Raw genomic sequence first — 11,045 nt, 5'->3', positions numbered from 1 at the left:
AGGATTGTAAATCGATACACCAATTACATCCGATGGCAATAAATCCGGCGTGAATTGAATTCGTTTGAATTGAGCACCAACAGATTTCGCTAAAGCACGTACCATCATGGTCTTTCCAACGCCAGGCACATCTTCAAGCAATACATGGCCTTGCGCAATTAACGCAACTACACTTAACTCGGCAACTTCACGTTTCCCAATCATTACACGTTCAATATTATCTACAATTGCATGTATTTTCTCTTGGTTTCTCATCTCATTACTCCCCCAATTGTCCTACTTAAATTATTATATTTTTTAGAAAATTAACATATTATAACGTAAGTTTAACTAAAATTACCCTTTTTTACAACTTATTATTATATAAGAAAAGCACACACGGATGATTTCCATGTGTGCTTTGGCTTATTTCCAAAAGTCGTCAAAGACGGTTATTGGTAAATGTCTTTTATGTTGAGAGCGTAAATAATAATTTTCCAATTTTTCTCGTGGTTCAGAAAGAATTTCTCGGCCTTCTAAATAATCATCAATTTGATCATAAGTTATACCAAGTGCAATCTCATCCGGTAATGCCGGTCGATCTTCCTCCAAATCAGCAGTTGGAATCTTCGTATACAAATGTTCAGGACTGCCCAAAGCTTTTAACATTTGCTTGCCTTGACGTTTATTTAATCTGAATAACGGGACTAAATCTGCGCCACCATCCCCAAATTTTGTATAAAATCCTGTGATGGCTTCAGCACCATGATCCGTTCCAAGAACGACCGCACTGTGCATCGCTGCTATTGAATATTGAACTTTCATTCTCTCACGTGCTTTTTCATTGCCTTTGGCAAAATCGGAAAGAGTGATTCCAGATGCATCAAGTGCACGTTTGCTGGCATCGATCGCTTCCTTAATATTTACCGTATAAATTTTTGATGGTTGAATGAAATTCAATGCATCTTGACAATCGGCTTCATCAAACTGGACTCCATATGGCAGCCGTACTGCAATGAATGAGTAGGCTTCAGTTCCCGCTTCTTCATTTAATTCATTCACGGCCATTTGTGCCAGTTTACCTGTAAGTGTAGAATCCTGTCCGCCTGAAATCCCAAGCACCATTCCTTTAAGGAATGGATGCTTTGTTAAATAGCTTTTCATAAAATCAATCGACGTCCGAATTTCTTCCTGGGGGTCAATCGATGGTTTAACTTTCAATTCTTCTATAATTGTCTGCTGTAAGTTTGTCATGATAGCGCCTCCTCAAGCATAATGCATTCGGTCGACCATTTCTTGAACTTCCTGGATATTCCGCATCTTGTTATCCCAACATTTTTGACTTAAATCCACTGGATATTCTTCTGGATTTAATGAACGTTTATACTCATCCCAAAGCAGTTCCAAGTTCGTCGATGCATAATCACGCATTTCAAACAAAGTTGGATTTGAATAGATGATTTGTCCATTTTCAATAACTTTTGTATGAAGATCTTTAGCTTCAAAGTTAGTCACGAATTTAGACACAAATGTATGAACTGGGTGAAACATTTTCAAACGCTTTTCATGGGTTGGATCTTCATCAAACATTGTGATGTAATCGCCTTCTGCTTTTCCATTTTCACGATCAATAATCCGATACAATTTTTTCCGACCAGGTGTCGTGACCTTTTCAGTTGTAGAAGAAATTTTAATTGTATCTTCCATCACACCTTTATCACTCTCGATTGATACAATTTTGTATACTGCTCCAAGGGCTGGTTGGTCATAAGCTGTAATTAACTTTGTGCCAATTCCCCACATATCCACTTTTGCGCCCTGTGCTTTTAAGTTTAAGATTGTATATTCATCTAAATCGTTTGATACAACAATTTTCGCTTCTGTAAATCCGGCTTCGTCGAGCATTTTGCGCGCCTCTTTAGAAAGGAAAGCAATGTCACCGCTATCCAGACGAATGCCAATGAAATTGATTTTATCCCCAAGCTCTTTCGCCACTTGAATAGCCGTTGGTACACCAATTTTCAATGTATTGTATGTATCTACAAGGAACACACAATCATTATGGCGTTTTGCATAAGCATGGAAAGCCTCATATTCACTTTTGTATGCTTGTACTAGAGAATGTGCATGGGTTCCTGCAACAGGAATGCCGAACTTTTTACCAGCCCGCACATTACTCGTTGCTTCTAGTCCACCGATGACGGCAGCACGTGCGCCCCAAATTGCCGCATCCATTTCCTGTGCCCGACGTGTACCAAATTCCATCACGGTATCAGTTTTTACAATTTGTTTAATTCGACTGGCTTTCGTCGCAATCAGCGTTTGGTAATTGACGATGTTCAGGAGTGCAGTTTCAATCAATTGCGCTTCCACGAGTGGGGCCTCTATACGAATGATTGGCTCATTGGCAAAAACAAGTTCACCTTCCACCATGGAATAAACGTTACCTGTAAAACGGACCTCGCGTAAATAACTGATAAAATCTTCCTTGTACCCCAGCTCATCCTGCAAATACGCTAAATCACTATCGGAGAAATGAAACTCCCGGAGAAAATCCAGCACTCGCTCTAGTCCCGCAAAAATGGCATAACCATTGCCAAATGGAAGCTTGCGGAAAAACAACTCAAATACCGCTTTTCTGTTATGTATTCCGTCAGCCCAGTAGGCCTCCGCCATATTGATTTGATATAAGTCTGTATGTAATGCAAGTCCATCATCAGCATATCTTGAAGTCATCATTAAACCTTCTTCCACGATCATAATAGTCCTTAGTATACACCATTTACCCGAAATCTTATCTTCTCTAACAAAAACGCAAACCAATTGTGAAATTGGTTTGCGTTGATAAATTATGTACCCATTTTTCTACGTGTATTGCTCACTTTTTTGGTTTGTTGACTTTGCATTTTTTTCGCTGATTGCGTTGAATTTCCTTTGGCATTGTTTTCATTCGATTGGTTTTTCTTCGCTTCCAACTGCTTTTGCATCGCTTCTTTTAGACTCATTTTTTTCTTCGGTGCTTCTTGCTGGTTGTTTTCGTTGTTTTCTGTCATGTAATTTCCTCCTTCGGAGAGATATAATTGGTCTTTGCTTCTCTTCATTATACTCGAAATACGGCCAATACTGGAAATTTTCTATCGTCATTTTCATTATTTCCATCATATTAAGACAATGAATCCTCACTTATTCTTTTTGATGCCTGGTATGCATACAATTTGATACAAGGAGGTTGTTCATTTTGAAAGGTAAAAAATTTGATTGGCTGCCTGTTATCTTGCTTTCTTTAGTTGCTCAATTTTTCATTCTGCAATTTTTACTATTCATAGAAATTAAGCTATTGCACGCCATGTCATACGAATTACTCGTGAAAATCAATTTTTTCGTTATCGCGCTTAGTGGCGGGTTAGTGGCGATGCGCTATTATATTAAATCATCTCCACACATCGGTGGTATTTGTGGAGCTCTCTTCATCATATTAAGTGAATTTTACAGCCGACATTTTTCAATTGATTTAACCTTCATCTTTGTTATGCTTATTGCCTATCTTGCAGGCTACATCGGCTCGATCTTACATTCAAACAATAGCTYGTTCAAACGTACCTGATAACATATTCCTGCATAACAAATATTAAAGCCTATCACAAGTTCAATGAACTCATGAAAGGCTTTTTACATGTCTGCTACTTCCAATATGATTGGGCAATGATCGCTACCAAGTATTTGAGGATGAATATACGAATCTTTGAGTCTGTTTTCAAGTCTATTGGATGCTATGAAGTAATCAATTCGCCATCCAATATTACGTTCTCTCACTTTACTCATGTATGACCACCACGTATAGGCCCCTTCTGTATCAGGATAAAAGTAGCGGAATGTATCGGTGAACCCTTCTTGAAGCAGTGCGGTCATCTTGCCACGTTCTTCCACTGTAAAGCCAGAATTTCCTCTATTTGTTTTGGGATTTTTGAGATCAATATCTTCGTGTGCCACATTTAAATCCCCACACATAATCACGGGTTTGATTTGGTCGAGTTGCTGTAAGTAGGTACGCATTTCATCTTCCCACTCCAAGCGATAGGGAAGTCTTGTTAAATCCCGCTTGGCATTCGGCGTATAGACGTTCACTAAATAAAACTGTTCATATTCCAAGGTGAGAATTCTCCCCTCCGCTTCTTCACTCAGGTCCCCTACTCCGTATCTGACGGATAGCGGCTTTTTCTTAGTAAATACGGCGGTACCAGAGTAGCCTTTTTTCACTGCATAATTCCAGTATTGTTCGTATCCTTCTAGATGCAATTCTATTTGACCAGCCTGCAACTTTGTCTCCTGCAGACAAAATATATCAGCATTTACTTGTTGAAAATACTCGAGAAATCCTTTTTTCACACAAGCTCGAATGCCATTTACGTTCCACGAAACTATTTTCATCCTTTATTACTCCTTTTTGATGGCACTAAATCTATGAATAACTATATCAAACACTTTAGCTATCACCAAAAAGACAGACTTATAAAGAAAAAACCTTCCGAAAACCACAATAAAAAGGTGATGTAAAAATCACGGCATGTTTCCTCAAAAATTTTATCAATGCATATACTACTGAAGATGCTTTTTTGTCTAAACCTCCCGGCTCACCTTCACTTCAATTGAACAAACAGAATAAGATAATAGTGTCATAAATGGAAGACGGTATTTATACGACTGTTATTTGCTTAAATGTGCCACGGGCAACCGTTGGGTTATTCCTGCTCAAGAAATTCCAATGTGTAAAAGGAGGAATACTTATAGATGCATTACCATTTAATCCAAAAGAGAAACTAAAGTTGCCATATTTAGATGGCTCGGAGTCGAAAATAATAAGCCGACCAAAAGCACTTGATTTTGCAAGAAATATGTTAGAATACGAGGTTATTTCGTTTGATGTATTTGACACTTTGTTATTAAGACCGTTTGCCCAACCTCATCATCTTTTCATGATATTAGGGGAAAAACATAGCTGTGTGAATTTTATGGCTATACGAAGGGAAGCGGAAAAGGAAGCGCGTAATCAAGCAAAAGGAAAAAAAGGAATTAGCGAAGTAACAATATATGATATTTACGAACAAGTTGAGTTAAGAACAGGAATTGATAAACAATATGGCGTGCAGTTAGAGTTACAAACAGAATTAGAGTTTTGTTTTGCTAATCCCTATATGAAAGATGTTTTTGAAATACTTAAGTCCCAAAATAAAAAAATAATTGCTATTTCCGATATGTATTTAACAAAGTCAATGATTGAACAATTGTTGGAGAACTCAGGTTTTAGTGGTTTTTTTGACGTTTTTGTTTCCTGTGAGAACCATTGCAGTAAACGCGATAAACAATTATTCAATATAGCTTTAACAAAATTAGGCAAGGATTTGAGTATGGWACACGTCGGGGCGAATTATGAATCAGATATAAAAAGCGCTCAAGAAATAGGCATAGAGGCAAGATATTACAATAACGTTCATGAGACTGGAAATCAATACCGCCCAGACGATATGTCCGAACTAATTGCTTCCACATACAGTGGAATTGTTAATACTCATTTGCATAATGGTATTAAGCAATATACTCCTCATTATGAATATGGTTTCATTTATGGTGGTTTGTATATATTGGGCTACTGCAAATGGATTTATGATTATGCAAAACAAAATAATATAGATAAAATATTGTTTCTTTCAAGAGACGGAGACATTTATAGGAAAGTATTTAATTTTCTTTTCACTGATATGGATACTGAATATGTTTACTGGTCTCGAATTGCTAATGCGAAATATACAATAGAAAAAAACCGATATGATTTCTTGAAACGAATGGTTCAACACAAAGCAAAAAGTGCATTAGGAATTACAATCAAAGGTCTGTTTGAGTCCTTGGAGTTAGAGGAATTATTTAGTTTGTTGACTCAGCATGACCTAAAAGAAGACGATAAGATTCATAAAGGAAATGTAAAATTAATTCAATCGTTTTTAGTGAAAAATTGGGCAACTGTTGTGAAAAAACTAACTGAAGATCATGCAATTGTAAAAGAGTATTTTATGAATATAATTCAAGGAAGTAAAAAAGTTGCGGTAGTTGATGTTGGCTGGGTTGGATCTGGGGGGGCAGGGATTAAATATTTGATTGAACAAAAATGGAAGTTAAATTGTGAAGTTCACAGTTTAGTAGCCGCTTGTAGACACTCGAACCACACAGGTAATCTAARCCAGATCATGAAGAAAGAAATAGGAGTTTACATTTTYTCTAGAATGCTTAACAGAAATTTATACGATACACACACAAGTACTAAACATAATAATGTATTTTTCGAGTTATTTACGCAGGCTTGCTATCCTTCATTCTCCGGCTTTAAGAGAACTGAAGACGGATATAAATTACTATTTGATGTCCCAGAAGTTGAAAACTATAAGATTATTGAACAAATTCATCAAGGTATTTATGATTTTGTAAAGTTATATAAGAAGACGTTTTCGAATTATGAGTATCTCTTTAACATATCTGGGTACGATGCGTATTTACCATTCAGAATGATCATAAGAGACCTTCGATTTATAAGGGAAAATTTTGGTGACTTGAGTTTTTCCAGAGGAGTAATTGCGGATACTGAAAATCAATCTTTCGAAACATTAAATGACATAATGGATCAGGCTAATCTATAAGTCTACTAATTAAGCAGAAATATGTTTTTTACAATTTAGATTCGGAGTGAACATCATGATTTTGTACCATGTAGTTACAATTCATCAATTGTTACACTGCATCATATATAAAGAACTTTTTCATAAAGAACAGGTTTGTTACATTCTATTATCAGATTCAATTAAAGAAAAATTCCCACAGTTTAAGGAAATGGAAGGTCTCTTTTTTGATAAAATTTTTTTTTTAAATACCCACGAATTAGATACCGAAAAAAATAATTATGTAATTGAAAAATATCTTGTGGAAAATAAGATTAATCCCCACGAATTTACTGAAATAATTGTAGAGAGCCCGGATAGTATTTTTGGAATTTATTTGATTGAAAAAGAAATTAATTTCACTTCCTTGGAAGATGGCAGCGGATACGATAGAAAGAATCAGATAATCACTAAGAAAATAGGAAACTTCAACAAAAGAATCATAGAATTCGATGAACCTAACCTAGAACATTTTGATTTGATTGAAAGTATGGGTAGAATGGGTCGTAGTTTTCTTGATAAAGTTCTTGTATTTTTTGGTATCAATCAAAAGATTCAAATTAATAAAGATTCAACAATCTTATTAACAGAACTTCTCTCTAATTTTATAACTTACGAAGAACAAAAAAAAATATATCAACTAATGGTTGATTACTTCGTACCTGAACCGGAAACCAGGTTAGTGATATACCCCCATCCTGATGATCTTATGTTCTATAATGGGATATTTCAGCAGGCAACTGTAATAAAAAAGGAGTTTCCATCAGAGTTAATTCCTTTTATTTTTAATGAAAAACCGAAAACAGTAATTACTATAACTCCCCCTCGCATAAATAACATAATGGGTCATTTCGAAAATTGCATAAATTTTTCCATTGATTTTGAAAGGTATTTTAATATTACAAATCGTTATTATTGTGTTGTGAAGTTAATCAATGAGTTAGCGGCAGATTATGAAATTTATGAAATGAATACAGATAAACTGCTTCTGGAAAATTTATTGAATTGTTCTGGAAATCAATTGTGCAGCAGTGTTATTAGTGTTAATAATTCGAGTCAAATTCCTCATAAAAGTATTGTTATAATTGATGATTTTAACCGTAATACTTTTCAGGAATCTAGAGAAATAAGTAATTTTATTAAATCAATTGATTGCGAGTCTATTATCATCTTCATTAATTCCAATAAGGAGTATCTGTTCTATGATTATCCTGACAAAGAAGTATTTGAGAGTATGGTGCCAGTTGAAATTAATCACAACAGTACAATTAATGAAATTGAACAATACTCAGAAATATTTTTTGTTTATTCAAAAAGGAAGGATACTAGGACTATGATTAATCAACAGGAATTTGAAAAATCGCTGAGAAATTCAAACGAATTAATTAAAGTAAAAGCTTTATCAGAAGATCAGATAAGAATAAAGATATTAGAAGGGATATTAGAAGCAACAGAAAAGAGATTGAAGCACTACATTAAATTGGAATCTGAACTGAGAGAAAAGTTGAATACTCGATCCAAATAAAATATTCCATTCATTCTTCCACATCTAAAATCCCCCTATTACACTTGGTTAATTTTCTAAATTACTTTTTTGATCCAATTCTGAATTGCAAATTCAAGAAATAAAAAAGAATACATCCATAAACTGAACAGTTTTATGAAAGGTCCTGCTACCTAGACAGCTAATAAGTGACCTCGGAATTGTTCCTGGGTCACTTTATTAGGGGGTACATCGTATTTTATGCAAATACCAATTGTACCCAGTAGAATAATAATAATAAAGTGACAATCGTTGTTGGTGGCACAACCATCAAAGATAAACTTAAATAGTCCTTCCATGTTACATTTAACTTATTTGCTCTGAGAATATTCATCCATATAAGAGAGGCAAGTGTTCCTATAGGTAATAACAATGATCCCATATCACTTCCAATAATGTTTGCGAGATAAATAGTCTTAAGAGTAATGGGTTCAAGTCCCATTTCAGTTAGTGTTATGGTACCAATCATTAATGCTGGATGATTATTAAAAACGTTAGAAAGAATAGAAACTAATCCTCCCATAATAAAGCTCGCTTGAAATAGTCCTTGGTTTACAATTGGTTCGCAAATTTGAACGAGCAACTCAGTTAAACCTATATTGTGCAAACCATAAATAATTACATACATAGAAAAAGCGAAGATGAGAATATGCCAGGGGGTTTTTTTCAAGATATCAATAGGATTTGTTCGTAAGTGATACCATCTCCAAATCAGCAATACAAGCGAGCCGAGTACTGCAACTAGTTCAATCGGAACAGAAACATAAGATGCTACAAATAACAGACAACGTATGACAAAAACAAAAAGTAATATTTTCAGCATAAATTTAGTACGTTGTCGCTTTGTTTCTACATTAACACCTGTTTTTAATGGATGAAATTGTTTAGTAAAAAAACTTTCCTCTATTTCATTTGCAGAGTGAGGTAATTTTTTTGGCAATTTATTTCTAACAACCAAATACATCAAACATGACATAAACAATAATCCCAACGTCGCAGGGACAAACATCATGGCTGTGTGCATATAAAGGCTCATATGAACGATCTTTAAGGCGATCAAGTTCACAATATTACTTACACCAATGGGAGCACTGGATGCAGTTGCAATGAGAGCTCCACTTAATAGATATGGTATTTGTTGATGAGGTTTAAGCCTAAGATTTTTTAGCAGGAGAATTAAAATAGGGGTTGTTATTAAGATGCTTCCATCATTATTAAATAAGAGGGTCATTAAAAAGCATAACAATTGAATATTCCAATATAAACGAGGACCTGATCCTTTTGATAAACTGACAAGTCTTGCAGCTGACCAGTGGAAAAAACCGAAACTTTCCAATATGACTGCCATGACAATCGTTGCCATTATGGTAATTGAGGCTCCACCGATTTTACTAATAATATCCAAGATATCTTCACGTGATACGATGCCGAGTAGTAATATAATTGCGGCCCCAACCGATGCAGGCCATGCTTCATTCATTCCATTAGGTCTCCAGAATATTACTAACATGGTCGTTAGAAACACAAAAACCGTCATTACAATTTCCAAACTCATACATTAACATTAACCTTTCTTCAAAAGTATTTTACTTGAATGTCCGTTTACTTATATATATTCAATCCTATTAAGAAGGAACAGGATATTAGGGCATTATATTTCATGATTTAACTAAGAAATTAGAAAAAGACCTTCTGTAAGTTTTTGAACATACGGAAGGTCTTTTGTAATTCACAAATTATTTTATTTCTATCACAAGTCTAACCGATTTTCTTTTTACTCTTCTTCTTCATAATCTTTGAACGCAGCGGACACACGATCAAATTCTTCATCACTTTCAATCAGGGACAATTGCTCATCATCTTCCACTCTTAAAAAGAAAACATCGATATCCCCTTCAGAATCTTCATCGATTTCATCGGCAAAAGCAACTGCAGCATATTCCACATCATCTAAAGTTAAAGTTCCTAATACTTCAATTTCTTGCTCCTGATCGTTTTCATCCATTAAGGTAAAAATATCTCCAACTTCAATTTTTTCCATTGTTCATTCTCCTCCTAATTAAGTTCAATATTTTCTCATTCTAATTGTATACCCATTTTCGCCAAAAAAACACACGAAACCCTTGATAGGATTTCGTGTTTTCTGGCTAACTCTGTAAACTTGTATTGCTTACAGTTGATGCCATTTTCTTATAGATAATCGTGCCTGCGATTAGAATCAGCAAAATTACCTGACCAGTCAACGTTTCAACTGATGGATAGAAGCCGATGAAATTTATAACTGGTAAATTAGAAATAATATGTGTCGGTAAGACGTTCGTCAATTGCAACGTGTGTAAACTTGCACCGATAATTTTAAAGGCCAATAGGTAAATGAATACAGTAGCTACACCAAAGAACAAATGCAGAGGAATCTTTTTGCTGGCTCTCGCAAAAAAGAATGCCGTCGCAACTAAAATCAAAATCGCAAGGACAATCCCCAATATGAAATCAAACGTCGACATTTTCGGGGCAATTCCCATATAAAACACAACAGTTTCAGCACCTTCTCTGAATACCGTCAGGAAACTTAAAAATGTCATCGACCATACACTTTGCATCGACAATGCGTGTGTCATTTGTTTTGAAATGTAACGGTTCCATGATGTGACGGTAGATTTGCTATGCAGCCAAATGCCAACTCCCAGCATCATAACTGCAGCCGCTATCCCGACATATCCTTCCATTACTTCACGGCTTGTTCCAATTGTTCCTGACTGAAACAACGTGGACATCAATATAGCTGCGATAACACTCACACTGATTCCAGTGCCCGCTCC

At 35.3% G+C, this 11,045-nt stretch carries 11 protein-coding genes; 3 read left to right on the top strand and 8 right to left on the bottom strand.

Going from position 1 to position 11,045, the window contains the following annotated elements:
- The 4 genes from AC1DSB_RS07735 to AC1DSB_RS07720 all read right to left on the bottom strand — a co-directional run.
- Positions 1 to 255 (bottom strand): AAA family ATPase (locus tag AC1DSB_RS07735; protein WP_477586324.1); only part of this gene is annotated, 255 nt, incomplete at its 3' end.
- A gap of 150 nt (positions 256 to 405) precedes the next feature.
- Positions 406 to 1,233 carry an ammonia-dependent NAD(+) synthetase gene (nadE, locus tag AC1DSB_RS07730; protein WP_477586322.1) on the bottom strand — a complete coding sequence of 276 codons (828 nt, stop codon included), beginning with the start codon at positions 1,231 to 1,233 and terminating at the stop codon, positions 406 to 408.
- 12 nt (positions 1,234 to 1,245) lie between these two features.
- Positions 1,246 to 2,715 carry a nicotinate phosphoribosyltransferase gene (locus tag AC1DSB_RS07725; RefSeq protein ID WP_036660257.1) on the bottom strand — a complete coding sequence of 490 codons (1,470 nt, stop codon included), beginning with the start codon at positions 2,713 to 2,715 and terminating at the stop codon, positions 1,246 to 1,248.
- 113 nt (positions 2,716 to 2,828) lie between these two features.
- Entirely contained in the window at positions 2,829 to 3,032 is a 204-nt protein-coding gene (locus AC1DSB_RS07720) for a hypothetical protein (RefSeq protein WP_342542920.1), read from the bottom strand.
- 185 nt (positions 3,033 to 3,217) lie between these two features.
- Between AC1DSB_RS07720 and AC1DSB_RS07715 the strand changes: the two genes are divergently transcribed.
- Positions 3,218 to 3,583, top strand: coding sequence for a hypothetical protein (locus tag AC1DSB_RS07715; RefSeq protein WP_477586320.1), 366 nt, complete (start codon positions 3,218 to 3,220; stop codon positions 3,581 to 3,583).
- A gap of 65 nt (positions 3,584 to 3,648) precedes the next feature.
- Here AC1DSB_RS07715 and AC1DSB_RS07710 read toward each other — a convergent pair whose 3' ends face one another.
- Positions 3,649 to 4,407, bottom strand: a complete 759-nt coding sequence (locus AC1DSB_RS07710) for an exodeoxyribonuclease III (protein ID WP_477532388.1) — start codon at positions 4,405 to 4,407, stop codon at positions 3,649 to 3,651.
- Positions 4,408 to 4,658: 251 nt separating this feature from the next.
- On the opposite strand from AC1DSB_RS07710, the gene AC1DSB_RS07705 reads away from it, so the two are divergent.
- The gene (locus tag AC1DSB_RS07705) at positions 4,659 to 6,665 is read left to right on the top strand and encodes an HAD family hydrolase (RefSeq protein WP_477586318.1); all 2,007 of its coding nucleotides are present in this window, start codon (positions 4,659 to 4,661) and stop codon (positions 6,663 to 6,665) included.
- A 55-nt stretch (positions 6,666 to 6,720) separates the two neighbouring features.
- A complete protein-coding gene (locus AC1DSB_RS07700) occupies positions 6,721 to 8,208 on the top strand; it encodes a hypothetical protein (RefSeq protein WP_477532390.1) in 1,488 nt (495 codons plus the stop codon).
- A 217-nt stretch (positions 8,209 to 8,425) separates the two neighbouring features.
- On the opposite strand, the gene AC1DSB_RS07695 is transcribed toward AC1DSB_RS07700, so the two are convergent.
- From AC1DSB_RS07695 to AC1DSB_RS07685, 3 genes are all read right to left on the bottom strand, one after another.
- Positions 8,426 to 9,781, bottom strand: a complete 1,356-nt coding sequence (locus AC1DSB_RS07695; RefSeq protein WP_036660158.1) for an arsenic transporter — start codon at positions 9,779 to 9,781, stop codon at positions 8,426 to 8,428.
- A 219-nt stretch (positions 9,782 to 10,000) separates the two neighbouring features.
- Positions 10,001 to 10,267, bottom strand: a complete 267-nt coding sequence (locus AC1DSB_RS07690; protein ID WP_016429449.1) for a DUF1292 domain-containing protein — start codon at positions 10,265 to 10,267, stop codon at positions 10,001 to 10,003.
- A gap of 106 nt (positions 10,268 to 10,373) precedes the next feature.
- The coding region (locus AC1DSB_RS07685; RefSeq protein WP_477586316.1) for an FTR1 family iron permease at positions 10,374 to 11,045 on the bottom strand (672 nt) is incomplete at its 5' end.

Source organism: Paenisporosarcina sp. P4_E4_2 (assembly GCF_056401595.1).
This window is presented reverse-complemented; position numbering and strand designations above follow the sequence as displayed.

Bases quoted from the DNA above. Each gene is read 5' to 3' on its own strand.
- nadE (WP_477586322.1), bottom strand. From the start codon at position 1,233: ATGACAAACTTACAGCAGACAATTATAGAAGAATTGAAAGTTAAACCA.
- AC1DSB_RS07725 (WP_036660257.1), bottom strand. From the start codon at position 2,715: ATGACTTCAAGATATGCTGATGATGGACTTGCATTACATACAGACTTA.
- AC1DSB_RS07720 (WP_342542920.1), bottom strand. From the start codon at position 3,032: ATGACAGAAAACAACGAAAACAACCAGCAAGAAGCACCGAAGAAAAAA.
- AC1DSB_RS07710 (WP_477532388.1), bottom strand. From the start codon at position 4,407: ATGAAAATAGTTTCGTGGAACGTAAATGGCATTCGAGCTTGTGTGAAA.
- AC1DSB_RS07700 (WP_477532390.1), top strand. From the start codon at position 6,721: ATGATTTTGTACCATGTAGTTACAATTCATCAATTGTTACACTGCATC.
- AC1DSB_RS07695 (WP_036660158.1), bottom strand. From the start codon at position 9,781: ATGAGTTTGGAAATTGTAATGACGGTTTTTGTGTTTCTAACGACCATG.
- AC1DSB_RS07690 (WP_016429449.1), bottom strand. From the start codon at position 10,267: ATGGAAAAAATTGAAGTTGGAGATATTTTTACCTTAATGGATGAAAAC.